Genomic DNA, 21,593 nt, shown 5'->3' on the forward strand with positions numbered 1-21,593 from the left:
CTGTCGCTCACTCTTTTCGCTGTACAGATATAGCTCAAAGGCTAGCAACTCCAAGCAGGAGCCTCTTTACACTCACCGTTCTTGTGCTTGTAGTTGCCGCCGATACTCGCCCGGTGTTCGCTTGGTCATCTCCCGAAACCAGCGGCTGAAGGAGGGCCCCTCCTTGAAATTGAGCCGCCGACTGATGGCGTCCACGGTCAGGTCGTTGTCTTGCAGTAGCGTTTTGGCCAGCTCGATGCGGATGTCGTCTACCAGCTCCCGATAGCTGCTGCCAGCCTTCTGCAATTGCCGGTGCAGGTGGCGGCTGCTGATGCCGAGCTCCTCTGCCAGGTGGTCGCGGGAAATGCTGCCCTCCATCAACAGTACCCGCAGGCGGGAGCGGATCTGACTGAGCAGCGACGGTGCGCTATCGCGCTCACTGAGCAGCAGGTGGGCATGCCGCTCCAGGGTCGCCTGCAGGCCGGGATTGGCACTGCGCAGGCGCAGGCTCATGACGGGCGCCGGCACCACCAGCGCCGACTCCGGCTGATTGAAGCGCACGGGGCAGGCAAAGATGGACTCGTACTCTTTCAGCAGTTGCGGGTCCTCGGGGGCGGCATGGCGGAAATGTACACGTAGCAGAAGGCCTTCCTTCTGCTCCCGGATCGAGTGGATATGGCGCAGCCACTGACCCAGCAGGAACTCGGTGGCGTGCCGTATGAAGACTGGATCACGGGCGCTGCAGTCCCAGCAGCAGAGGACTACACCGGGCTCCTGGCGTAGGGTGGTGGTGCCCATATCGCTCACTAGCCGCTCATAACGAGCCTTGGCGGTGAACACCTCCTGCAAGGTGGCGCAGGTCTGGGCGAGATAGCCCAGCACGCCAAAGGCGGCGTCGCGCTCCGACTGGGAGGCGTGCAAGCCCATCAGCGGATCGGGGAACAGCACCAGCGCCTGGCGCAGGATGGTCTCCAGCAGGCGGATCGGCACCCAGCCATTCGGGTCGGCCAGCAGGCTGTCCATGTCCAGGTTCAGGGCCCGTCCGATGGCTTGCGCGTTGATGCCCCGGGCACGCAGGGTTTCCAGTACATCCAGCAGGATGCTGGCCAGGAAATAGCCCTCGGATTCGGCCTCACCGGACATGCCGCCTGCGGGATTCGTGCTGTGGACGGAGTGCTTCATGCTTCGACTCTAGCGGCCTGTCGGCCGTCTTTTTGTGAGCCCATTTGTAGCGTGGCGATCTGGCGAGTGCAACGCCGGACATGAGCCGGCGCCTCCACGCGGGCCGCATGTCCCATACCGACAGCTCCGATGTCCGCTTTCCTCATTTCCCCCTGATGGGGGCTCCGTATGCTTTACAGGCCTGCGGGCCAACAACAAGAACTGCCAAGAGGACGCCCTGCGCGCTCCTGCTGATCGGCGACCCAAAGAACAAGCATAACGAGGTCCCTCATGAAGAAGCTTTCTGCTCCTTTGCTGCTGGCTGCTGCCGCGCTGGCCGCCGCCCCCGTACACGCTGCCTCCGACTACGCCAAGACCAAGTACCCCATCGTGCTCTCGCACGGACTCTTCGGCTTCGGCGAGATTGGCCCGGTCAACTACTGGCATGGCATTCCCGGCGATCTGCAGGCCAACGGCGCCAAGGTCTTCACCACCGCCCAGACACCGGCGCAGAGCCATGATGTACGCGGCGAACAACTGCTGGCTCAGGTCAAGGAGATCCAGGCCATCACTGGCGCCGCCAAGGTCAATCTGATCGGCCACAGCCAGGGCGGCATGACCATTCGCTACGTGGCCGGCGTAGCGCCGGAGCGCGTGGCCTCGGTGACCTCGGTGAGCACGCCGCACAAGGGCTCGCCAGTGGCGGACGCGGTGCAGGTCTTCTCCAATGTGGTCGGCCCGATCGGCACCGACATCCTTGCCTCCGTGGTGAATGCCGTCGCCTGGCTGATCGACCTGGGCGACGGCTCGACCAGCCAGCAGGATGCCCTGGCAGCCATGCAAAACCTGACTGCCGCCGGCGCTCTGGCCTACAACCAGCGCTTCCCGGGCGGTGTTCCCACAGCCTCCTGCGGTTCGGGCGCGGCCACGGCCAACGGCATCCGTTTCTACTCCTGGAGCGGTACGGGCCTCCTCACCAGCGGCCTGGACCCCTCCGACTGGTCGATGGCCACCACCTCTCTGCTGATCTCGGGGCCCAACGATGGCCTGGTGCCGCAGTGCTCCAGCCACCTGGGCACGGTGATTCGTGACAACTACAACATGAACCATCTGGACACGGTGAATCAGGTGCTCGGCCTGGTCAGCATCTTCGAGACCAACCCCAAGACCACTTATCGCCAGCATGCCAACCGCCTGAAGCTGGCCGGGCTCTAAGCACCCTCGCAGCAATGGTGGTACGCCAGGGCCGCGCGAGCCGGCCCTGGCTTATGCGCGCAGAGCAATAGTGGAGTCGATATGAATAAAACAGTGCTTATGCTGCTGGGCTGCTGCCTGCTGGTGGCAACGGCAACCGGGCTGCCGTGGTGGCTGCATGACGAAAGTAAAACCATGGAGGCAGTTGAAACCCCGGCCTTGCCATCCACATCAGAAGCGACGCTGGCGATGATGCCAGCCACCACCAACACCCAAGCCGACATGGCCACCGGGCTGGAAGGCCTGCCACGGTCGCTGGCCGGAACCGAGGTGAACTGTGCGCTGGAGACCGATGCCGAGGGCCGGTTACGGATCACCATCGGGCTTCGCCATTGCTTCGACTATTTCCTCGCGGCGGTGGGCGAAGAAAGCATCGATACCCTGACGGCGCGCATTCGCGCACAGCTGCGCCATCGCCTGCAGGAGCCGGCGCTAGGTGAGGCGAAGGGAGTGCTGGAGGGTTATCTCGCCTACCTGCGCGGGGTGGCAGATATTGAAAAGGCTCAGGTACCAACATCAGGACAGATGGACCTGGAACGGGTTCGCCAGCAGATGGAGCAGGTACGCTCGCTGCGCACGCAATATCTTTCGCCAGAGGTAATCGCCGTATTCTTTGGCGACGACGATGCCTACGACCTCTTCGCCTTGGCACGGCTAGAGCTGCTGCAGAACAAGACACTGTCGCCCCAGGCCCGCGCCCAGCAGTTGAAAGAGCTGGAGCAGCAGCTGCCGGAAGATATCCAGGCCTCGCTCGAAGTGACCCATCAGTATCTGGACCTGCGAACTCTGACGGATGACTGGAAGCAACGTGCCGGCTCGGCGGAAGAACTGCGCCAGATTCGTACAAGCCTGGTCGGAGAGGAAGCCACCGCACGGCTGGAAGCGTTGGACCAGGAAAACGCCGCCTGGGACAGACGGATGAACGCCTGGTATGCGCAGCGCGACGCAATCCTGAGCAACACCGGCCTGAGCCAGGAAGACCGCGAACGCCAGCTGGATGACCTGCGCGAGAGCCGCTTCAGCAACGAAGCCGAGCGCCTGCGTGCAGAAACACTGGAGCGCATCCACGACCAAGCGCAGCCGGTCTCCATGCGGCCTAGCGACTCCTAGCCAAAGGGCCTCTCAACATCACTGGCGGCAGTTGCTCGGCACTGCTGCGCCCGTGTTTGAGCCAGGGCCTTGCGCAGCCACCCGGCTGCGGGCCGATCCTTTGCGCCCACCCATCACGTCATAGCCGTGAATCTTGTACTGCCCGCTTCCGCACAGGCTAAGCTCCCTCCTCCCTACCTGATCGGGATACCGACCATGTTCTCCCACGTCTTCCTCGGCATCGGCGACTTCGAGCGGGCCCTGGCGTTCTATCGGCCACTGATGAGCGCGCTGGGCCATGAGCTGCGCTTCAGCGATGCATCGCGGCCTTGGGCCGGCTGGCAGCCGATGCAGGCCGAGCCGCGGCCGTTGTTTCTGATCGGCAGACCCTATGACGGGCAACCGCATGCAGGCGGCAACGGGCAGATGGTGGCCTTCGCGGCATCCAGCCGAGCCGTGGTCGACAGTACCTACGCCGTCGCTCTGGCCCATGGCGGCCAGGGCGAGGGCAAGCCAGGGTTGCGCCCCGAGTACCATGAGCACTACTACGGCGCCTATTTCCGCGACCCGGACGGCAACAAGCTGTGCGTGGTCTGCCACGACGCACAGGACTGAGCCATGGACATTCTCTGGTCCGACTCGCTCGACGGCCTCGACTGGGACGAGCTCTCTGCCCTGTACCTGGCCGCGCCGCTGGGCAACAAGAGCCCGGATTGGCTGCGCACCGCCTTCGGCAACAGCCTGTTGCGCTGCCTGGCGTATGTCGACGGCCGGCTGGTAGGTGCCGGCCGCGCGCTGGCCGATGGCGTCGATTGCTCCTACATTTGCGACGTTGCCGTGCTGCCCGAGCATCAGGGCAGCGGCCTCGGCCGCGAGATCGTGACACGGCTGGTGGCGGCCTCGCGCGGGCATCGCAAGATCATTCTCTATGCGGTGCCGGGCAAGGAGGGTTTCTATCGTCGCCTCGGCTTCCGCCGCATGAGCACAGCCATGGCGATTTTCGAGAACCCGGCGCAGGCGCTACGCCAGGACTACATCAGCGAAACCTAAGCCAGTTCAGCGAGGGATTCACATGTACAACGGAAGTTGCCTGTGCGGAGCGGTTCACTACGAGATTCGCGGCGAGCTCGGCGCGGGGTTCTTCTGTCACTGCTCGCGCTGCCGCAAGGCTAGCGGCTCGGCCTTCGCCTCCAACGTGCTGGTGGCCACCACGGATTTCGTCGTCACCACCGGCGCGGATGCGCTGAAAGACTTCTGCACCGCCGAGGGCAGCCACCGGGTGTTCTGCAGCCACTGCGGCTCGCCCATCTACAGCCGCCGCGAGCAGATGCCGGAGATCGTAAGAGTGCGCATGGGCAGCCTCGATACCCCGGTCGAACAGGGCCCCGGTGCGCATATCTTCGTCGCGTCCAAGGCGCCGTGGCTGGAGATCTGCGACCAGCTCCCGCAGTACCCGGAGCGTCCGCCGGTGGCCCCGGCCAAGCCCTGAGGATCGCCCCATGCTCTGCGACCACCTGCGCCCAGTGGAACTGGCCCTGCTGCACAGCGGCGCCGAGGAGACGTTTCGCGGCCAGGCCTGGTCGGAGAACTGCCGCGAGTGGGTGTACTTCGATGTGCGCCTGGACCTGAGCGCGCTGCAACGGCGCTTCGCCCTGCCCGCCTGCGTGCAGCCCCACGAGAACGCCGACCCGCGCTCGGGCCAGGAACGTGGCCTGGTCTGCACGCAATGCCACGACGCTGTAATGGGATTGTTTGCAGGCGGCAAGGTGTTCCGATGAAGGCCATGACCAGTGCGCGCGGTACTTCGAGCAGCTCCGCCCAGCCGGCCACCCCAGCGAGTGCCGAGCCATGACCGAACTGCTGATCAATCTGGACGTACCGGACCTGGAGCAGGCCTTGGCCTTCTATGAACAGGCCGCCGGCCTGCGCCTGCGCCGCTATCTGTTCGACGGCAGCGTGGCCGAACTGGAGGGCGCGCCGGTGCCGGTCTACCTGCTGCACAAGGCGCCCGGCAGCACTCCGGTCGCCAATAGCGCGCTGCGCCGCGACTACGCCCCACACTGGACGCCGCTGCACCTGGACCTGGTGGTCGCCGATCTGGATAGCGCGCTGGCCCGCGCCCTGGCCGCCGGCGCTCGCCTGGAACGCGGCCCGACGGACGAGAGCTGGGGTCGCCTGGCCGGCCTGCGCGATCCGTTCGGCCATGGCCTGTGCCTGCTGCAGTGGCGGGGCCGTGGCTACGATGAGGTGGCCGACTGAGGCGGGCGCTCGCTACCATGCACGGGTTTCCCGCCACGCGTGCCGCCATGTCTCACTCCGTCAGCCCCATAGGTTTCCTGCGCTCCTGCTTCAAGGAGAAGTTCGCCATTCCCCGTCAGCCGCAATTGGCCCCGGCCGCTCGCGGCGTGCTGGAGCTGGTGGCGCCGTTCGATCGCGCCGAAGCGGTCGAGGGGCTGGAGCAGGTCAGCCATGTATGGCTGCTGTTCCTCTTCCACCAGGCCCTGGAGGACAAGCCGCGGCTCAAGGTGCGCCCGCCGCGCCTGGGCGGCAATGCCTCTATGGGTGTGTTCGCCACCCGCGCCACGCACCGCCCCAACGGCATCGGCCAATCGGTGGTGAAGCTGGAGAAGGTCGAGCCGGGGCGGCTGTGGCTGTCCGGCATCGACCTGCTGGACGGCACGCCGGTGCTGGATATCAAACCCTATGTGCCCTATGCCGACGGCGTGCCCGGCGCGTTCAACCGCATCGCCGACGCGCCGCCGACACCGATCGACCTGGCCTGGAGTGACGAGGCCCTGCAACAGGCACGGCAGCATGCGCTACGCCTGGGCGAACCGCTGGTCGAGCTGATCGAGCAATGCCTGGCCCAGGACCCGCGCCCCGCCTACCAGGTGCCGGAGCCCGAGCGACGCTACGGCGTGCTGCTGTGGGATGTGCAGGTGCGCTGGCACTATCCCGCGCCGGGACGCATCTGCGTGCTGGAAGTGGCGTCGGGCTGATCGCACACCCTGCCCCGGATTGCATCAAGCTACGCCGGCCGAGTCCACGGCCCGCCAGAAACGACAAACCCGCCGATGGGCGGGTTTGTGTTGTAGCGATGGGCGCTCACTTCTCGACGAAGGCACGCTCGATCAGGTAGTCGCCCGGCTCGCGCATGCGCGGGGAGATCTTCAGGCCGAAGCTGTCGAGCACCGCGCTGGTCTCGTCGAGCATGCTCGGGCTGCCGCAGATCATCGCGCGGTCGTCCTGCGGGTTGATCGGCGGCAGGCCGATGTCTTCGAACAGCTTGCCGCTGCGCATCAGGTCGGTCAGGCGGCCCTGGTTCTCGAACGGCTCGCGGGTCACGGTCGGGTAGTAGATCAGCTTGTTCTTCAGGGCGTCGCCGAAGAACTCGTTCTTCGGCAGGTGCTCGGTGATGAACTCGCGGTAGGCGACTTCGTTCACGTAGCGCACGCCGTGGACCAGGATGACCTTCTCGAAGCGCTCGTAGGTTTCCGGGTCCTGGATCACGCTCATGAACGGCGCCAGGCCGGTGCCGGTGCTGAGCAGGTACAGGTGCTTGCCGGGGTTGAGGTCATCGAGCACCAGCGTGCCGGTGGGCTTCTTGCTGATGATGATCTCGTCGCCTTCCTTGAGATGCTGCAGCTGGGAGGTCAGCGGACCGTCCGGCACCTTGATGCTGAAGAACTCCAGGTGCTCTTCCCAGTTCGGGCTGGCGATGGAATATGCGCGCATCAGCGGGCGACCGTTGGGCTGCTGCAGGCCGATCATGACGAACTGGCCGTTCTCGAAGCGCAGGCCCGGGTCGCGGGTGCACTTGAAGCTGAACAGGGTGTCGTTCCAGTGGTGCACACTGACGACGCGTTCCGAGTTCATGTTGCTCATGCGGGGTGTCCTCAAAAGTCTCGGTTTTCAGATTGCCGGAAAACACCCTCGACCTCTTTGCGTCAGGTCAATGTCGGGTGATTACGCACACAATCGTCTGCCGGGGCCGGCAGCGTTGCGCGCCATTCTAGTGAGCGCCACAATATCTGTTAAGCGAATTATCAAGATATCGATTATTGGTTATATAGATATGCGATTTACTCTCAGGCAATTGGAAGTCTTCGTCGCCGTGGCCAAGCAGGAAAGCGTGTCGCGCGCGGCGGAATCCCTGGCTCTTTCCCAGTCCGCCGCCAGCACCTCGCTCAGCGAACTGGAGCGGCAGTCCGACTGCCAGCTGTTCGACCGGGCCGGCAAGCGCCTGTCGCTCAACGCCCTGGGGCGCCAGCTGCTGCCGCAGGCGGTGGCGCTGCTCGACCAGGCCAAGGAGATCGAGCGCCTGCTCAGCGGCAAGACCGGCTTCGGCCTGCTGGAGCTGGGAGCCACCCTCACCGTGGGCAACTACCTGGCCACCCTGCTGATCGGCAACTTCATGCAGCGCCATCCGGAATGCCGCCTCAAGCTGCACGTGCAGAACACCGCCAACGTGGTGCAGCGGGTGGCTCACTATGAGTTGGATCTGGGTCTGATCGAAGGCGATTGCCAGCACCCGGACATCGAGGTGCAGCCCTGGGTCGAGGACGAGCTGGTGGTGTTCTGCGCCCCGCGCCACCCGCTGGCCGAGCGCGGCGCGGCGACCCTGGAGGAGCTGAGCCGCGAGGCCTGGATTCTGCGAGAACAGGGCTCCGGCACCCGGCTGACCTTCGACCAGGCCATGCGCCATCACCCGGCGCAGCTGAATATTCGTCTGGAGCTGGAGCATACCGAGGCGATCAAGCGCGCCGTGGAGTCCGGTCTGGGCATCGGCTGCATCTCGCGCCTGGCCCTGCGCGACGCCTTTCGCCGCGGCAGCCTGGTGCCGGTGGAAACCCCGGAGCTGGACCTCACCCGCCAGTTCTACTTCATCTGGCATCGCCAGAAGTACCAGACCGCGGCGATGCGCGAGTTTCTCGAACTGTGCCGGGAGATGACCGCGGGCATTCGCCGCAGCGACGAGATAGTGCTGCAGCCGATCGCCTGAGCGGAGGCCCAGGCGATCAGTCAGATAGAGAGCGAGTCAGTCAGGCCGAGGCGGCCAGGGGATGAAAGCTGAAGTAGCTGCGCAGGGCATCGACCATCTCGACGTACTCGGCCGGCGGCGCGACCAGCGAGAAGCCCGAATCGTAGGTGCCGGGCGTGACGTCCTCGCGGCTCCACTGGCAGCAGGCGGCGAAGTCGATGTTGTGCACACGGCCATCGCGGCCGGGAATCTTCAGGCGCATGTCGAAGCGCGCGTTGACCAGCATGGGGTACTGGCTGATCAGCATCAGGCCATCCAGCGAGACATTGCCGATGTAGCCCATGGGTTTGTCGGTGATGCGGTTGAACACCTTCAAGTAGTACGGCAGCTGATGGCGTTCGATGTGGCGCTGAATGTGCATGGTGGCCAATCGCTATGGATGGAGTTCGAGTATGGCTGCTGCGCTGGTGCTCGACCAGACTCAGCCGCACCGCTCGGCGATACGAGACGACAGACGGCTGCGAGCAGCATCTATCTCATCTGCCTCGACATATGTCTTGTTGCCGTCCTTGTCGATAACAAAGTAGCGCTGGTCGCGCTGAATGCTTTCCAGGTTACTGCGGAGCTCCTGGCATTCCTTGCTGCGCTCGGCACGGGCCGCAGAGGCACGAGTCTCAGACTGGGCCTTCTCGTCGCGACGCGCATCGAAATACTGCTGGGTGCGCTGCTCGCGTTCACGCGTGGCATCGTCGCGCTCCACCACCTGGGGCTTCACCTCTACCTGCTCGGCGCCACTGCCGCCGGGCTTCTCGCTGAAATGCACACGCCCCTGGGCGTCCGTCCAACGATAGATTTCCGCGCTGGCGAGTGCCGGCACGAACAAGGCGATGAATACGAAATGACGCATGCGGGCTCCCTCCTTCGGCGCAGCTTAACGCCGCGCTTCGCTTCCTGCGGGCCAGCCGACTGGCGGCCGCATCAGAGGGATGCGGCGGATGCCTTGGCCGGCTCTCCCGCCTGATGATGCCCGAGCTGGCGCAATGTCTCCAGCCTGGCGCGAGCACGATAGGCGTATTCGCTGGCCGGGTAGCGGGTGACGATGAACTCATAGGTCTGCGCCGCGTCGACGAACAGGTTCTGCCGTTCCAGGCATTGGCCACGCAACAGGGAGATTTCCGGCTGCATGTAACTGCGCGAGCGACTGCTGCGCTCGGCACGCGACAGGTCGAGCAAGGCTTGGTCGCAATCGCCCTCGGTGTAATGCCGATAGGCTTCGTCCAGGTGACGGTCCAGGGACAGGCGATTGCAGCCGACCAGACTGGTCAGGGTGAGAATCAGGATCAGGGTTCGCATGGTCAATTCCTCCGCTGTGCAGTGTATCGGCGTTCGCGGCGATTTCTGCAGAGGCAAGGTAGTGCAGGCGAACAATGACTACAGTCAAAGGCCGTAGTAGCCTCGCCGCACGCAATGCAAACTGGAGTTACCGCATGACCCTGCGCCGCACCAAAATCGTCGCCACCCTCGGCCCCGCCAGCAATTCCCCGGAAGTTCTCGAACAGCTGATAGTCGCCGGCATCGACGTTGCCCGCCTGAACTTCTCCCACGGCAGCGCCGACGACCACAAGGCTCGCGCCGCCCTGGTCCGCGAACTGGCCGCCAAGCACGGCCGCCATGTGGCGCTGCTCGGCGACCTGCAGGGTCCGAAGATCCGCATCGCCAAGTTCACCAACAAACGCATCGAGCTCAAGGAAGGCGACCTGTTCCGCCTCTCCGCCAGCCACTCGCGCACCGAGGGCAACCAGGAAGTGGTCGGCATCGACTACCCGGCGCTGATCCAGGACTGCGACGTCGGCGACGACCTGCTGCTGGACGATGGCCGCGTGGTCATGCGCGTCGAACTCAAGGGCGCCGACGAGCTGCACTGCCGCGTGGTGATCGGTGGGCCGCTGTCCGACAACAAGGGCATCAATCGCCGCGGTGGCGGCCTGACCGCGCCGGCCCTGACCGAGAAAGACAAGGTCGACATCAAGCTGGCTGCCGAGATGGAGCTGGACTACGTCGCCGTGTCCTTCCCGCGTGACGCCGCCGACATGGACTATGCCCGCCGCCTGCTCACCGAGGCCGGCGGCAACGCCTGGCTGGTGGCCAAGATCGAGCGCGCCGAGGCGGTGGCCGACGACGCCGCGCTGGATGGCCTGATCCGCGCCAGTGACGCGGTGATGGTAGCCCGCGGCGACCTCGCCGTGGAGATCGGCGATGCCGAGCTGGTCGGCATCCAGAAGAAGATCATCGCCCACGCCCGTCGCTACAACAAAGCCGTGATCACCGCGACCCAGATGATGGAGTCGATGATCCACAGCCCGATGCCGACCCGCGCCGAGGTCTCCGACGTGGCCAACGCCGCGCTGGACTACACCGACGCTGTGATGCTGTCGGCCGAGAGCGCCGCCGGCGAGTATCCGGTGGAAGCCGTGGAGGCCATGGCCCGCGTGTGCCTGGGCGCAGAGAAGCACCCGACCAGCCAGAAATCCAGCCACCGCATCGGCCGCACCTTCGAGCGCTGCGACGAGAGCATCGCCCTGGCCACCATGTACACGGCCAACCACTTCCCGGGCGTCAAGGCCATCATCAGCCTGACCGAGAGCGGCTACAGCCCGCTGATCATGTCGCGCATCCGCTCGTCGATCCCGATCTTCGCCTTCACCCCGCACCGCGAGGCCCAGGCCCGGGTCGCCCTGTTCCGTGGCGTCTACACCGTGCCGTTCGACCCGACCTCCATGCCGGCCAACAAGGTCAGCCAGGCGGCGGTAGACGAACTGCTCAAGCGCGGCTTCGTCGAGCCCGGCGACTGGGTGATCCTGACCAAGGGCGACAGCTACCACGGCACCGGCGGCACCAACACCATGAAGATCCTCCATGTGGGTGATCCGCTGGTCTGAGTTTGCCGCCCATGAAAAAGGCCGCTCATTGAGCGGCCTTTTTCTTGCTCCCTCTCCCCCTGGGAGAGGGCTGGGGCGGCCCTCGTAGGGTGAGGGATTGGCAGCGAGTCGCCTACAGCCCCCTCACCCCCCGCCCCTCTCCCGAGAGGAGAGGGGTGATTCAGTCCTACGCGAACTTGGAGAAATCCGGTTTCCTGCGCTGCATAAAGGCTGACAACGCCTCGATGGCCTCCGGCGAACGCAGGCGCTGGCCGAACAGGGCGCCCTCTTCCTCGATCACCTTGCGCAGCTCCTCGCGTCCCGGTGCGTGCATAAGGCGCTTGCTGTCGGCCACCGCGGAAGGCGCCAGCTCGAGGAAACGCAGGGCCATCTCGCGGGCCTTGGCCACTGTATTCGGACCATCCTCAAGAGCACCGCTGGCGATGCCCCACTCGGCCGCCTGGGCACCGGTGAAGGCCTCACCCAGCAGCAGCACCTCGGCCGCCCTGGCCTGGCCGAGCAGGCGCGGCAGCAACAGGCTGGAGCCGAATTCCGGGCACAGGCCGAGATTGACGAAGGGGGTGCGCAGCTTGGCGTCGCGGCTGACATAGACCAGGTCGCAGTGCAGCAGCAGGGTGGTGCCGATGCCCACGGCCGGACCGGCCACGGCGGCCACCACCGGCTTGCCGAAGTCGAACAGCGCGCGCATGAACTGGAATACCGGGCTGTCCATGCCGGTGGGCGGCGCCTGCAGGAAATCGGCCACGTCGTTGCCGCTGGTGAAGCACTCGGCCCCGCCAGTGATCAGCACAGCACGCACCGCGCGATCCTCGTTGGCCGCATCCAGCACCTCGGCCATCTGGCTGTACATGGCGCGGGTCAGCGCGTTCATCTTGTCCGGGCGGTTCAGGCGCAGGGTCAGCAGACCGCCGTCGCGCTCGACCAGTACGTGTTCGCTCATGGCAACTCCAGGGCAGTGCCCCGGTTATGCATGGGGCAGAAAAAGATCGGCCAGCACCTGGTTGCGCGGCACGCCTATCAGATAGAGGCGGCGGGCGAAGGCTTCCACGCTGGCGGGAGAGCCGCAGAGTAAGGCGACGGTCTGTCGCGAAACAAGCCGCAGTTCCGCCAAAACCACTGCCAGCTCGGACGCGGTCACCAGCTGCAATTGCAGCTGTGGATGGCTCGCAGCCAGCGCCTGCAGCGGCTCGGCCAGGTAGTGGCCGGCCTCGTCATGGGCCAGGTGAATGACCCGCAGCGGGCCCTGGTGATGCTGGCGCAATGCCTCGCGCAATACACCCCAGAGTGGCGCCAGGCCGGTGCCGGCGGCCAGCAGCCAGAGCGGCCGTTCGCTCCAGGCCGGATCGTAATGCAGGGCGCCGCCGCGCAGCTCGCCCAGACGCAGCACGTCGCCCGCCTGCAACTGGCGGGCAACATCACTGAAGGCGCCGCCCTGTCGGCAGTCCAGATGGAACTCCAGCCAGGGCTCCTCGCCCGGCACGCTGGCCAGCGAATAGGGTCGCGCCAGGCCGTCAGCCGTCCACAACACCAGATGCTGACCGGCGGCGTAGCGCAGCGGCTTTTCCGGCAACAGACGCAGACGCGCTACCGATGGGCTCAGCCAGTCGAGTGAATGCACGCGTGCCGGAAGACCATCGCGGGACGGATCGAACAGCTGCACCTCCAGGTCGTCCACCACCCGGCACTGGCAGGCCAGCCGCCAGCCCTGTTCGCGGCGCGCCTCACTCAGAGCCTCGGGCTGCTGGTCCATGACCTCGCCGCGCACGCAACGCACCAGGCAGGCGTGGCAGCTGCCAGAGCGGCAGCTGTAGGGCACGCGCAGGCCGGCGCCGTTGAGGGCATCGAGCAGATTGCTTCCGGCGGCCACCGACCAGGCCTGGCCGGCAGCTTTCAGTTCAGGCACCGGCGCCCTCCCAGGCCGCGTCGCAGCGGTTGCGTCCGCCACGCTTGGCCCGGTACAGCGCCTGGTCGGCCCGCTGCAGTGCCTCGTCGAGATCATCGCCCTCGTTGAGCAGGGTCATGCCGGCGGACAGACTGAGGTTGCTCACCTGCACGCCGACCGGCTCGGCATTGGCGAACGCCTCGCGCAGGCGCTCGCAGCAGCTGGTGAACTGGTCGGCATCGGTATTGGGCAGCAGCAGCACGAACTCCTCGCCGCCGTAGCGGGCCAGCACGTCACCGTCGCGCAGGCAGGCGCGGGCCACGGCGGCGAAAGTCTGCAGCACGCGGTCGCCGGCGGCGTGGCCGTGCACGTCGTTGATGCGTTTGAAGTGGTCCAGGTCGATCAGCGCCAGGCCGTGCTGGCGGCCGTGGCCGAGGCTGTCCAGCTCGCGCAGGGCCAGGCGCAGGAAGTGGCGGCGGTTGAACAGCCCGGTCAGCTCGTCGGTGGCCACCAGGTCTTCGAGCTGGCGCATCATGCCGCGCAGGGTGTCCTGGTGCGCCTGCAGCGCATAGCGGCGTTGGCGCATGCGCTGGCGCAGGGCCTGCACGTAGCTGGCGAACAGGCTCTGCCAGGTCAGCCCGATAAACAGCGCACAGCATTGCAGCAGGGCCTGGCCCGGATCGTCCAGGCGCAGCTGGTAGCCTTCCAGCAGGTTGAGCCCGGCAAAGGAGAAGAAGGCAACGGCGGCGCAACGCACGAACACCCGTGGGCGCAGCTGGAACACGCCGAACATCAGGATGATCAGGTAGAACATCAGCAGGCTGCCGCGAGCGCTGTCGAGCTGGACCAGCAACACCGTGTGCAGGGCAAGGCCTACGAGGATCTGCGCCTCGGTCAGGCTGGGGTCGGCGAAGTGCAGGTTGCGGCCGCTGCGGAACAGGGCGTAGAAGGCCAGCTGGCTGAGCGCCACCAGGCCGGTGCAGAGCAGGGCGAAAGAGACAGTGCCGTTATAGATGCCCACCCACAGGGCTACCCACATCAGCAGAAGCACCAGGGCATAGCTCGCTACCGCCATGCCGAAGCGCTTCAGCAAGAGGCTTTGCAGACCGCGCTTTGTCACCCCTGGACTACTCGTACTCATGGGTTCCGTCCCGTACTGGCACCTTGCCCAACTCTACCCCCGTAATAGTGAAATTGATAGCGCGCCCGCGACCATCGGCCAGCCCGCGCGGCTGTGCCGGTCCCTGCCACCGCGCTATACTGCGCCGCCGTTTTTTTGTGGCCCGCCATCCCTGGCAGCCACCCTGCGGACCGTCGCGGAATGACGTCAAAAGTCGTTCCAGACCACTTTTTGCCGTTGCGCCGGGTCGTGGTCCGGCGTTTCCTTATAGATGTTCCCTGATAGAGGAGCGCCCCAATGACCGTGATCAAGCAGGACGACCTGATTCAGAGCGTCGCCGACGCCCTGCAGTTCATCTCCTATTACCACCCCGTCGACTTCATCCAGGCCATGCATGAGGCCTACCTGAAGGAAGAGTCGCCGGCCGCGCGCGACTCCATGGCGCAGATCCTGATCAACTCGCGCATGTGCGCTACCGGCCACCGCCCGATCTGCCAGGACACCGGCATCGTCACCGTATTCATCAAGGTTGGCATGGACGTGCGCTGGGACGACGCCACCATGAGCGTCGACGACATGATCAACGAGGGCGTGCGTCGCGCCTACAACCTGCCGGAGAACGTCCTGCGCGCCTCCATCCTGGCCGACCCGGCCGGCGCGCGTAAGAACACCAAGGACAACACCCCGGCGGTGATCCACTACTCCATCGTCCCCGGCGACAAGGTGGAAGTGGACGTAGCGGCCAAGGGCGGCGGCTCCGAGAACAAGTCGAAGATGGCCATGCTCAACCCGTCCGACTCGATCGTCGACTGGGTGCTGAAGACCGTGCCGACCATGGGCGCCGGCTGGTGCCCGCCAGGCATGCTCGGTATCGGCATCGGCGGTACCGCCGAGAAGGCCGCAGTAATGGCCAAGGAAGTGCTCATGGAGCACATCGACATCCACGAGCTGAAGGCTCGCGGTGCGCAGAACAAGATCGAGGAAATGCGCCTCGAGCTGTTCGACAAGGTCAACCAGCTGGGCATCGGCGCCCAGGGCCTGGGTGGCCTGACCACCGTGCTCGACGTGAAGATCATGGACTACCCGACCCACGCCGCCTCCCTGCCGGTGTGCATGATCCCCAACTGCGCCGCCACCCGTCACGCCCACTTCGTACTCGACGGCTCGGGCCCGGCCGAGCTGGAAGCGCCGGACCTGTCCGCCTACCCGGAAATCGTCTGGGAAGCCGGCCCGAGCGCGCGCCGCGTCAACCTCGACACCATCACCCCGGAAGAAGTGCAGAGCTGGAAGCCGGGCGAGACCGTGCTGCTCAACGGCAAGATGCTCACCGGCCGCGACGCCGCGCACAAGCGCATGGTCGACATGCTGAACAAGGGCGAAGAGCTGCCGGTGGACCTCAAGGGCCGCTTCATTTATTACGTCGGCCCGGTCGATCCGGTCGGTGACGAAGTGGTGGGCCCGGCCGGTCCGACCACCGCCACCCGCATGGACAAGTTCACCCGCCAGATCCTCGAAAGCACCGGCCTGCTGGGCATGATCGGCAAGTCCGAGCGCGGCCCGATCGCCATCGACGCAATCAAGGACAACAAGGCCGTGTACCTGATGGCCGTCGGCGGCGCCGCCTACCTGGTCGCGCAGGCGATCAAGAAGTCCAAGGTGCTGGCCTTCGCCGAGCTGGGCATGGAAGCGATCTACGAGTTCGAAGTGAAGGACATGCCGGTTACCGTGGCGGTCGACACCAACGGCGAGTCGGTGCACATCACCGGCCCGGCGATCTGGAACAAGAAGATCGCCGAAAGCCTGGCGGTGGAAGTGAAGTAAGCGCACTCGCGCTGCAAAGAAGCCCGGCCCTAGTGCCGGGCTTTTTCTTTTGCCCGCCCCATTGGCCGAATCCCCTTCTGCGCGCCTCTAGTCATTCGCCATAAATGGCAATAACATTGACCTAATTCTATGTCCCGCCATCACCCCGGTGGGCCATACCGCGCACCGCCCTATCCGGGCCGCGCCTGTCGCAGTGGAGATACACGATGTCTACCGATCCGGTCACCATGCTGGTGGCACGCCGCGTTCCGCGAGAGTGTTTCCAGGATTTCCGCGCCTGGCTGCACGAAGGCCAGCAACTCGCCGCCGACTTCCCCGGCTACCTCGGCTCCGGCGTCCTCGCCCCACCGCCCGAGGACGACGAGTTCCAGATCATCTTCCGCTTCGCCGATGCCGCCACCCTCGCCGCCTGGGAGCATTCCGCCTCGCGCCGCGCCTGGCTGCAGCGCGGCAGCGGCCTGTTCGCTCAACCCCACGAGCGCCGCGTCAGCGGCCTCGACGCCTGGTTCGGCAATGCCCTGCGCCGCCCGCCGCGCTGGAAACAGAGCGTGGCCATCTGGCTGGCGTTCTTCCCGGTGTCGCTGGCCTTCAACCTGCTGTTCGGCGGCTTCATGGCCGAGTGGCCGCTGGTGCTGCGCGTGCTGCTCAGCACCCTGGTGCTGACGCCACTGATGAGCTACTGGTTCATCCCCCTCTCCACCCACCTGCTGGAGCCCTGGCTGCAGGGCCGCCGCACACGTCAAACAGACGAAGTACTGCAGACGCCCTGAACCGGCGCTTTCCCTCACGCCGCGCATGGTTGTAGCGCAGCGGGGGCTGGGGTTTACTTGCTCGATCCAGCCCGATCGACGAGCCCCACAATGACTGCCCCCGCCCCCATCCTGATCACTGGCGCCGGCCAGCGCCTCGGCCTGCACTGCGCGCTGCGCCTGCTCGACGACGGCCAGCCGGTGATCTTCAGCTACCGCAGCGAGCGCGAAGGTGTGCAGCGCCTGCGTGAGCGCGGCGCCATCGCCCTGCAGGCGGACTTCTCCGGCGAAGCCGGCATCCTGGCCTTTATCGAGCAGTTGAAAGCGCACACCGACAGCCTGCGCGCCATCGTCCACAACGCCTCCGACTGGGAGACGGAAACCCCAGGCCACGAGGCCGAAGTGTTCCAGCGCATGGTCAGCGTGCACATGCTGGCGCCCTATCTGATCAACCTGCACTGCGAGCAGTTGCTGCGCCACGACGGCCCGGCAGACATCGTCCACCTGAGCGACGACGTCTCGCGCAAGGGCAGCGCCAAGCGCCCGGCCTACTGCGCCAGCAAGGCCGGGCTGGACAGCCTGACCCAGTCCTTCGCCGCGCGCTTCGCCCCCACGATCAAGGTCAACGGCATCGCCCCGGCGCTGATCCAGTTCAATGAAGGCGACAGTGCCGAGTACCGCGCCAAGCGCCTGGCCGAAACGCCCCTGGGCTTCGAGCCGGGTGCCGAGGTGATCTACCAGAGCCTGCGCTACCTGCTGGACAACCCCTACGTCACCGGCACCACGCTGACCGTCAACGGTGGTCGCCATCTGGTCTGAGGACCGCGCCATGAACCTGCCGCAGCACTACCGCGAGATCCTCCTCGGCCTGGGCGAAGACCCACAGCGCGAAGGCCTGCGCGATACCCCCGAGCGCGCCGCCAAGGCCATGCAGTACCTGTGTCACGGCTACGCCCAGTCGCTGGAGGAGATCGTCAACGGCGCGCTGTTCGCCTCCGCCAGCGACGAGCTGGTGATCGTCCGCGACATCGAGCTGTACTCGCTGTGCGAGCATCACCTGCTGCCCTTCATCGGCAAGGCTCATGTCGCCTACATCCCCACCGGCAAGGTGCTGGGCCTGTCCAAGGTGGCACGCATCGTCGACATGTACGCGCGCCGCTTGCAGATCCAGGAGAGCCTGACGAGGCAGATCGCCGAGGCCATCCAGAGCGTCACCAACGCCGCCGGCGTGGCCGTGGTGATCGAGGCTCAGCATATGTGCATGATGATGCGCGGGGTGGAAAAGCAGAACTCGCAGATGCTCACCTCGGTTATGCTGGGCGCCTTCCGCGAGTCCAGCAACACTCGCCAGGAATTCCTGCAACTGATCGGACGGAGCAAGTAAATGCCGCGACTGGAACCTGGGATGGCGCGCATCCGGGTCAAGGACCTGCGCCTGCGCACCTTCATCGGCATCAAGGAGGAGGAGATCAACAACAAGCAGGACGTGTTGATCAACCTGACCATCCTCTACCCGGCCGACGAGGCCGTGCGCGACAACGACATCGACCACGCGCTGAACTACCGCACCATCACCAAGGCGGTGATCCGCCACGTCGAGGAAAACCGCTTCGCCCTGCTCGAGCGCCTGACCCAGGAAATCCTCGACCTGGTGATGGCCAACACGGCCGTGCGCTACGCCGAGGTGGAAGTGGACAAGCTGCACGCCCTGCGCTTCGCCGAGTCGGTGTCTATCACCCTCGCCGCCCATCGTTGAGACCCTGTCATGACCGAACAACAACGCCTCGAACTGGAGGCCGCCGCCTTTCGCCGCCTGGTCCAGCACCTGCGTGAACGCAGCGATGTGCAGAACATCGACCTGATGAACCTCGCCGGCTTCTGCCGCAACTGCCTGTCCAAGTGGTACAAGGCCGCCGCCGATGAGCAAGGCGTGGCCGTCGACATGGAACAGGCCCGTGAAATCGTCTACGGCATGCCATATGCCGAGTGGAAAGCCCAGTACCAGAAGGAGGCCACTGCCGAGCAGCAGGCTGCCTTCGACAAAGGAAACCAGCATTGATGAGCCTGCAAGACTTCCGCGCCCGCCTGCACGGCGAGCAGTTCCAGTTCGCCGAGACCCTGGCCTTCATCGCCGAACACTACGATTACCAGCCCACCGCCTTCCGTAATGGCGCCGTGGAAAGCGCCGCCGGGCAGAACGAGGGCTCCTGCAAGACCCTCGGCCTGGCCCTGCTCGAAGGCCTCAGCCTGGAAGAGACCCTGCGCGCGTTCGGCGAGCACTATCGCTCCGTGCTGGCCACCCCCGAAGGCAACGACCACGCCAATATCCGCGCCCTGCAGGACACCGGCCTGGGCGGCGTGCAGTTCGCCCACCAACCGCTCAAGCGCAAGGGCTAGTTGCGCAACAAGCTGCGCATCTGTCGGCTTTGGCTGACAGACAGCGCGCGGCGGGCTGCCGTATTCTCGGCCCTATCTAGCGCGGCAGGATGCCGGCGCACCTTGAGCGGAGGAGTGCAAGGATGCAACAAAGCCTGGTCTGGAAGCCCTGGACCAACCCGGGCGTCGAACACCTCAACCTGGATATCGCCAGCGACGGGGTGAATGCCAGTAGCCATCTGATGCAGAGCATCCGTGGCAACAGCATCGTGGCCACCTATACCCTCAAATACGACGAACGCTGGCGCTTCCGCCGCCTGTGGCTGAAGGTGGACAACCACGGCCAGCGCAGCCTCGACCTGCATCGCGACATCCGCGGCAACTGGTTTCTCGATGGCCGCCTGCGCGAAGACCTCGCCGAGTGCCAGCAGGTGATGCTGTCCGCCTCGCCCTTCACCCACACGCCGTTGCTGCAACAAGGCGCCCTCGCCGTCGGCGACAGCGAGCGCGTGTCGGTGGCCCATGTCGACCTGCTCGGCCTGCGGGTCGAGGCGCGCCAGCAGCGCTACCAGTGCCTGCACCGCCAGGCCAGCCATGCCGTGTACCTGTGCGAAGCCGAGGGCCATGCGCCGTGCGAGCTGACCCTGGACGACGGCGACCTGCTGGTCCAGGCCATCGGCCAGTTCGTGCGCGTCAGCCAGAACATCCTGCGCCAGGCCGACTGCGCCTAGCGTCTCGCCGATATGAAAAAGCCCCGCCTAGGCGGGGCTTTTTACATCTGCAGCCCTCAGCGGCTGTTGAGCTGCTGCTGCAGGTTCTGCACCTGGGCCTGCAGGCCGTTGATGTTGCGGGTGACCTGGGCGCGGAAGGCGTCGAACTCGGCGGTGTTGTTGCTCGGCGCCGGGCGGTTTTCCAGCTCGCTGCGCAGCACCAGCAGATCCTGCTCCAGGCTACGCACGGCCTGGCTTTGATCGCCCCTCTTCTTCAGCGCCTCGATATCGGCGGCCTGACTCTTGAGCTGCTCCTGCAGCTTGCCTACACCGGCCAGGCCACTCTTCTGCTCGCTGACCAGCTTGTCCAGCTTGCTATCGAACTGAGCGGTAGAACCCTGCTGGGTCTTCAGATCGGCGGCCAGCTGGTCGATGCGCTTGCCCTGCCCGCTCTGCTGGCCAGCCACGTTCTGCTGCTGCTTGCTCAGCTCGGCCAGCTTGGCCTCCAGCTGCTTGACCCGCAGCTTGAGGGCCTCGCTGCCGCTGGTGACGTTGGACTCGGTGGCCACCACCTTGCCGGAGATATCCTGGATACGTCCGGCCGCTTCCTCGGTAATTCTGTCAAAGCTCTCCTGGGTCGCCACCAGTTGCGCCTGCATCTGCGCGAGCTGCTGATAGCTCCACCAGCTCAAGCCACCCAGGGCGATGACCAGCGCACCGATCAACGCCCACAGCGGCCCGGTGCCGAAACCACGGCGCCGCTCCACTTGCGGGTAGCTGGGCGCTTTGCTCCGCGGCGCATGGCTCTGGGCAGGGGCCTGGTAGCCGACCTGATAGTCGTCACGGTCGCGCGGGTCGGTGGTCAGGCTGGGCACGTGGTCCAGTTCGTCGTGGGCGTCGTTGCGCATAGAAACCTTCAGAAATACGGAAAGGCAGAACGGATGGCGGCCAGTATACCGGTTCGCTGGCTCAGCTTCAGCGGGCGCCAGACCAGTGCAGCCTGCACCAGCGCCGGGCAGCCGGCCGCCTATGGACCCGTGAAGGCCCGCACAGTTCGCCGCTCCGGCGTTCTGGTATGCGCCTTGCTATGGCCTGAATGTGAGTCGCGCCGAGCAACCGATTCGAGGTAGCCGCCATGGAACTGAACAAAGCCGTTCTCGATTGCATGCAGTCGCTGCGCCGCCGCCTGCGCGAGGAATTGGCCGTGGACATCCGCCTGAGCCAGACGGACGCGGTCGAGGCCATGCTCCTCGCCTGCCTGCGCTCCAGCGATCAGGACACCCGCAGGCTGGGCATCCGCCTGGCCGAGCTCAGCGACAACGCCGCGGCAGCCCCCGCACCGGCCCAGCCGGCGCGCCAGTATCGCGGCCACGAGCTGCCGGAGCAGCCGAACACGTCCCAGGGCAACGAGGCCGAGCAGCGCGGCCACTCGGTGCGCATGTATCGCGGTCAACGCGTCTACGCCTGAACAGTGCGCGGAAAGTGACTGGACGAGCCGAGCCGGACGGGCAATAGTCTGCTCACGCGTCTCG

Annotated in this window: 28 protein-coding genes; 19 read left to right on the top strand and 9 right to left on the bottom strand. The window is 65.6% G+C overall.

From position 1 onward, the window contains the following. Nucleotides 1-72 precede the first annotated feature (72 nt). Nucleotides 73-1,161 (bottom strand): AraC family transcriptional regulator, encoded by a 1,089-nt coding sequence (locus N7607_RS21675; protein WP_279868740.1) that lies wholly within the window; start codon nucleotides 1,159-1,161, stop codon nucleotides 73-75. Between the two features lie 270 nt (nucleotides 1,162-1,431). Between N7607_RS21675 and N7607_RS21680 the strand changes: the two genes are divergently transcribed. From N7607_RS21680 to tsaA, 8 genes are all read left to right on the top strand, one after another. Beyond that, entirely contained in the window at nucleotides 1,432-2,355 is a 924-nt protein-coding gene (locus tag N7607_RS21680; RefSeq protein ID WP_279868739.1) for a triacylglycerol lipase, read from the top strand. An 81-nt stretch (nucleotides 2,356-2,436) separates the two neighbouring features. Beyond that, entirely contained in the window at nucleotides 2,437-3,504 is a 1,068-nt protein-coding gene (locus N7607_RS21685; RefSeq protein ID WP_279868738.1) for a lipase secretion chaperone, read from the top strand. A 195-nt stretch (nucleotides 3,505-3,699) separates the two neighbouring features. Then, nucleotides 3,700-4,098, top strand: a complete 399-nt coding sequence (locus tag N7607_RS21690) for a VOC family protein (RefSeq protein WP_279868737.1) — start codon at nucleotides 3,700-3,702, stop codon at nucleotides 4,096-4,098. A gap of 3 nt (nucleotides 4,099-4,101) precedes the next feature. Beyond that, complete coding sequence (locus N7607_RS21695) at nucleotides 4,102-4,533, top strand: GNAT family N-acetyltransferase (protein WP_279868736.1); 432 nt, start codon at nucleotides 4,102-4,104, stop codon at nucleotides 4,531-4,533. Nucleotides 4,534-4,555: 22 nt separating this feature from the next. Continuing rightward, nucleotides 4,556-4,972, top strand: a complete 417-nt coding sequence (locus N7607_RS21700; RefSeq protein WP_279868735.1) for a GFA family protein — start codon at nucleotides 4,556-4,558, stop codon at nucleotides 4,970-4,972. Nucleotides 4,973-4,982: 10 nt separating this feature from the next. Continuing rightward, entirely contained in the window at nucleotides 4,983-5,261 is a 279-nt protein-coding gene (locus N7607_RS21705) for a hypothetical protein (RefSeq protein WP_279868734.1), read from the top strand. Between the two features lie 70 nt (nucleotides 5,262-5,331). After that, on the top strand, nucleotides 5,332-5,742 hold the full coding sequence (locus N7607_RS21710) for a VOC family protein (protein ID WP_279868733.1): 411 nt from the start codon (nucleotides 5,332-5,334) through the stop codon (nucleotides 5,740-5,742). 47 nt (nucleotides 5,743-5,789) lie between these two features. After that, on the top strand, nucleotides 5,790-6,482 hold the full coding sequence (tsaA, locus tag N7607_RS21715) for a tRNA (N6-threonylcarbamoyladenosine(37)-N6)-methyltransferase TrmO (RefSeq protein WP_279868732.1): 693 nt from the start codon (nucleotides 5,790-5,792) through the stop codon (nucleotides 6,480-6,482). Between the two features lie 106 nt (nucleotides 6,483-6,588). On the opposite strand, the gene fpr is transcribed toward tsaA, so the two are convergent. After that, a complete protein-coding gene (fpr, locus tag N7607_RS21720) occupies nucleotides 6,589-7,368 on the bottom strand; it encodes a ferredoxin-NADP reductase (RefSeq protein WP_279868731.1) in 780 nt (259 codons plus the stop codon). 190 nt (nucleotides 7,369-7,558) lie between these two features. Here fpr and N7607_RS21725 point away from each other — a divergent pair, with 190 nt between their 5' ends. Further along, nucleotides 7,559-8,485 (top strand): LysR family transcriptional regulator, encoded by a 927-nt coding sequence (locus N7607_RS21725; protein ID WP_279868730.1) that lies wholly within the window; start codon nucleotides 7,559-7,561, stop codon nucleotides 8,483-8,485. Between the two features lie 40 nt (nucleotides 8,486-8,525). Here N7607_RS21725 and N7607_RS21730 read toward each other — a convergent pair whose 3' ends face one another. From N7607_RS21730 to N7607_RS21740, 3 genes are all read right to left on the bottom strand, one after another. Then, nucleotides 8,526-8,885, bottom strand: coding sequence for a PilZ domain-containing protein (locus N7607_RS21730; protein ID WP_279868729.1), 360 nt, complete (start codon nucleotides 8,883-8,885; stop codon nucleotides 8,526-8,528). Nucleotides 8,886-8,945: 60 nt separating this feature from the next. Beyond that, complete coding sequence (locus N7607_RS21735) at nucleotides 8,946-9,371, bottom strand: DUF4124 domain-containing protein (RefSeq protein WP_279868728.1); 426 nt, start codon at nucleotides 9,369-9,371, stop codon at nucleotides 8,946-8,948. A 71-nt stretch (nucleotides 9,372-9,442) separates the two neighbouring features. After that, nucleotides 9,443-9,817 (bottom strand): tetratricopeptide repeat protein, encoded by a 375-nt coding sequence (locus N7607_RS21740; RefSeq protein WP_279868727.1) that lies wholly within the window; start codon nucleotides 9,815-9,817, stop codon nucleotides 9,443-9,445. A gap of 134 nt (nucleotides 9,818-9,951) precedes the next feature. Here N7607_RS21740 and pyk point away from each other — a divergent pair, with 134 nt between their 5' ends. Beyond that, complete coding sequence (gene pyk, locus N7607_RS21745) at nucleotides 9,952-11,403, top strand: pyruvate kinase (protein WP_279868726.1); 1,452 nt, start codon at nucleotides 9,952-9,954, stop codon at nucleotides 11,401-11,403. Between the two features lie 166 nt (nucleotides 11,404-11,569). Here pyk and N7607_RS21750 read toward each other — a convergent pair whose 3' ends face one another. From N7607_RS21750 to N7607_RS21760, 3 genes are read right to left on the bottom strand one after another with little or no spacing between them, the layout of a single operon-like run. Then, the gene (locus N7607_RS21750; protein ID WP_279868725.1) at nucleotides 11,570-12,343 is read right to left on the bottom strand and encodes an enoyl-CoA hydratase; all 774 of its coding nucleotides are present in this window, start codon (nucleotides 12,341-12,343) and stop codon (nucleotides 11,570-11,572) included. A gap of 24 nt (nucleotides 12,344-12,367) precedes the next feature. Beyond that, a complete protein-coding gene (locus tag N7607_RS21755) occupies nucleotides 12,368-13,306 on the bottom strand; it encodes an iron-sulfur-binding ferredoxin reductase (RefSeq protein WP_279868724.1) in 939 nt (312 codons plus the stop codon). Continuing rightward, a complete protein-coding gene (locus N7607_RS21760) occupies nucleotides 13,299-14,426 on the bottom strand; it encodes a GGDEF domain-containing protein (RefSeq protein WP_279868722.1) in 1,128 nt (375 codons plus the stop codon). Before N7607_RS21760 ends, N7607_RS21755 begins: the two co-directional genes overlap by 8 nt. Nucleotides 14,427-14,702: 276 nt before the next feature. On the opposite strand from N7607_RS21760, the gene N7607_RS21765 reads away from it, so the two are divergent. The 8 genes from N7607_RS21765 to N7607_RS21800 all read left to right on the top strand — a co-directional run bounded on the left by N7607_RS21765 (nucleotide 14,703) and on the right by N7607_RS21800 (nucleotide 20,082). Beyond that, nucleotides 14,703-16,226, top strand: coding sequence for a fumarate hydratase (locus N7607_RS21765; protein ID WP_279868720.1), 1,524 nt, complete (start codon nucleotides 14,703-14,705; stop codon nucleotides 16,224-16,226). 206 nt (nucleotides 16,227-16,432) lie between these two features. Further along, nucleotides 16,433-16,996 carry an antibiotic biosynthesis monooxygenase gene (locus N7607_RS21770; RefSeq protein WP_279868719.1) on the top strand — a complete coding sequence of 188 codons (564 nt, stop codon included), beginning with the start codon at nucleotides 16,433-16,435 and terminating at the stop codon, nucleotides 16,994-16,996. A gap of 90 nt (nucleotides 16,997-17,086) precedes the next feature. Continuing rightward, nucleotides 17,087-17,794: a dihydromonapterin reductase gene (gene folM, locus N7607_RS21775; protein ID WP_279868718.1), complete on the top strand. Its 708-nt coding sequence runs from the start codon at nucleotides 17,087-17,089 to the stop codon at nucleotides 17,792-17,794. A gap of 10 nt (nucleotides 17,795-17,804) precedes the next feature. Continuing rightward, complete coding sequence (folE, locus tag N7607_RS21780; RefSeq protein ID WP_279868717.1) at nucleotides 17,805-18,359, top strand: GTP cyclohydrolase I FolE; 555 nt, start codon at nucleotides 17,805-17,807, stop codon at nucleotides 18,357-18,359. Then, on the top strand, nucleotides 18,360-18,731 hold the full coding sequence (gene folX, locus N7607_RS21785) for a dihydroneopterin triphosphate 2'-epimerase (protein ID WP_279868716.1): 372 nt from the start codon (nucleotides 18,360-18,362) through the stop codon (nucleotides 18,729-18,731). A gap of 9 nt (nucleotides 18,732-18,740) precedes the next feature. After that, nucleotides 18,741-19,034 carry a DUF1244 domain-containing protein gene (locus tag N7607_RS21790; RefSeq protein WP_279868715.1) on the top strand — a complete coding sequence of 98 codons (294 nt, stop codon included), beginning with the start codon at nucleotides 18,741-18,743 and terminating at the stop codon, nucleotides 19,032-19,034. Continuing rightward, the gene (locus N7607_RS21795) at nucleotides 19,034-19,372 is read left to right on the top strand and encodes a HopJ type III effector protein (RefSeq protein ID WP_279868713.1); all 339 of its coding nucleotides are present in this window, start codon (nucleotides 19,034-19,036) and stop codon (nucleotides 19,370-19,372) included. The genes N7607_RS21790 and N7607_RS21795 overlap by 1 nt, the downstream gene beginning before the upstream one ends. A 122-nt stretch (nucleotides 19,373-19,494) precedes the next feature. Then, entirely contained in the window at nucleotides 19,495-20,082 is a 588-nt protein-coding gene (locus tag N7607_RS21800) for a putative glycolipid-binding domain-containing protein (protein WP_279868712.1), read from the top strand. 56 nt (nucleotides 20,083-20,138) lie between these two features. Here the strand turns inward: N7607_RS21800 and N7607_RS21805 are convergent, their stop codons facing one another. Next, nucleotides 20,139-20,969, bottom strand: a complete 831-nt coding sequence (locus tag N7607_RS21805) for an ATPase (protein WP_279868711.1) — start codon at nucleotides 20,967-20,969, stop codon at nucleotides 20,139-20,141. Between the two features lie 227 nt (nucleotides 20,970-21,196). Here N7607_RS21805 and N7607_RS21810 point away from each other — a divergent pair, with 227 nt between their 5' ends. Further along, on the top strand, nucleotides 21,197-21,529 hold the full coding sequence (locus tag N7607_RS21810) for a hypothetical protein (RefSeq protein ID WP_279868709.1): 333 nt from the start codon (nucleotides 21,197-21,199) through the stop codon (nucleotides 21,527-21,529). Nucleotides 21,530-21,593 lie beyond the last annotated feature (64 nt).

The sequence above is a fragment of the Pseudomonas sp. GD04019 genome, from assembly GCF_029837695.1.
Classification (GTDB): domain Bacteria; phylum Pseudomonadota; class Gammaproteobacteria; order Pseudomonadales; family Pseudomonadaceae; genus Aquipseudomonas.

Excerpts from the sequence above, each read along its gene's own strand:
- N7607_RS21770 (WP_279868719.1), top strand. The coding sequence starts at position 16,433 with ATGTCTACCGATCCGGTCACCATGCTGGTGGCACGCCGCGTTCCGCGA.
- folE (WP_279868717.1), top strand. The coding sequence starts at position 17,805 with ATGAACCTGCCGCAGCACTACCGCGAGATCCTCCTCGGCCTGGGCGAA.
- N7607_RS21725 (WP_279868730.1), top strand. The coding sequence starts at position 7,559 with ATGCGATTTACTCTCAGGCAATTGGAAGTCTTCGTCGCCGTGGCCAAG.
- N7607_RS21740 (WP_279868727.1), bottom strand. The coding sequence starts at position 9,817 with ATGCGAACCCTGATCCTGATTCTCACCCTGACCAGTCTGGTCGGCTGC.
- N7607_RS21690 (WP_279868737.1), top strand. The coding sequence starts at position 3,700 with ATGTTCTCCCACGTCTTCCTCGGCATCGGCGACTTCGAGCGGGCCCTG.
- fpr (WP_279868731.1), bottom strand. The coding sequence starts at position 7,368 with ATGAGCAACATGAACTCGGAACGCGTCGTCAGTGTGCACCACTGGAAC.
- folX (WP_279868716.1), top strand. The coding sequence starts at position 18,360 with ATGCCGCGACTGGAACCTGGGATGGCGCGCATCCGGGTCAAGGACCTG.
- N7607_RS21695 (WP_279868736.1), top strand. The coding sequence starts at position 4,102 with ATGGACATTCTCTGGTCCGACTCGCTCGACGGCCTCGACTGGGACGAG.
- N7607_RS21810 (WP_279868709.1), top strand. The coding sequence starts at position 21,197 with ATGGAACTGAACAAAGCCGTTCTCGATTGCATGCAGTCGCTGCGCCGC.
- N7607_RS21705 (WP_279868734.1), top strand. The coding sequence starts at position 4,983 with ATGCTCTGCGACCACCTGCGCCCAGTGGAACTGGCCCTGCTGCACAGC.
- N7607_RS21765 (WP_279868720.1), top strand. The coding sequence starts at position 14,703 with ATGACCGTGATCAAGCAGGACGACCTGATTCAGAGCGTCGCCGACGCC.
- N7607_RS21800 (WP_279868712.1), top strand. The coding sequence starts at position 19,495 with ATGCAACAAAGCCTGGTCTGGAAGCCCTGGACCAACCCGGGCGTCGAA.
- N7607_RS21750 (WP_279868725.1), bottom strand. The coding sequence starts at position 12,343 with ATGAGCGAACACGTACTGGTCGAGCGCGACGGCGGTCTGCTGACCCTG.
- N7607_RS21680 (WP_279868739.1), top strand. The coding sequence starts at position 1,432 with ATGAAGAAGCTTTCTGCTCCTTTGCTGCTGGCTGCTGCCGCGCTGGCC.
- N7607_RS21795 (WP_279868713.1), top strand. The coding sequence starts at position 19,034 with ATGAGCCTGCAAGACTTCCGCGCCCGCCTGCACGGCGAGCAGTTCCAG.
- N7607_RS21730 (WP_279868729.1), bottom strand. The coding sequence starts at position 8,885 with ATGCACATTCAGCGCCACATCGAACGCCATCAGCTGCCGTACTACTTG.
- N7607_RS21735 (WP_279868728.1), bottom strand. The coding sequence starts at position 9,371 with ATGCGTCATTTCGTATTCATCGCCTTGTTCGTGCCGGCACTCGCCAGC.
- N7607_RS21805 (WP_279868711.1), bottom strand. The coding sequence starts at position 20,969 with ATGCGCAACGACGCCCACGACGAACTGGACCACGTGCCCAGCCTGACC.
- N7607_RS21700 (WP_279868735.1), top strand. The coding sequence starts at position 4,556 with ATGTACAACGGAAGTTGCCTGTGCGGAGCGGTTCACTACGAGATTCGC.
- tsaA (WP_279868732.1), top strand. The coding sequence starts at position 5,790 with ATGTCTCACTCCGTCAGCCCCATAGGTTTCCTGCGCTCCTGCTTCAAG.
- N7607_RS21685 (WP_279868738.1), top strand. The coding sequence starts at position 2,437 with ATGAATAAAACAGTGCTTATGCTGCTGGGCTGCTGCCTGCTGGTGGCA.
- folM (WP_279868718.1), top strand. The coding sequence starts at position 17,087 with ATGACTGCCCCCGCCCCCATCCTGATCACTGGCGCCGGCCAGCGCCTC.
- N7607_RS21675 (WP_279868740.1), bottom strand. The coding sequence starts at position 1,161 with ATGAAGCACTCCGTCCACAGCACGAATCCCGCAGGCGGCATGTCCGGT.
- pyk (WP_279868726.1), top strand. The coding sequence starts at position 9,952 with ATGACCCTGCGCCGCACCAAAATCGTCGCCACCCTCGGCCCCGCCAGC.
- N7607_RS21760 (WP_279868722.1), bottom strand. The coding sequence starts at position 14,426 with ATGAGTACGAGTAGTCCAGGGGTGACAAAGCGCGGTCTGCAAAGCCTC.
- N7607_RS21790 (WP_279868715.1), top strand. The coding sequence starts at position 18,741 with ATGACCGAACAACAACGCCTCGAACTGGAGGCCGCCGCCTTTCGCCGC.
- N7607_RS21710 (WP_279868733.1), top strand. The coding sequence starts at position 5,332 with ATGACCGAACTGCTGATCAATCTGGACGTACCGGACCTGGAGCAGGCC.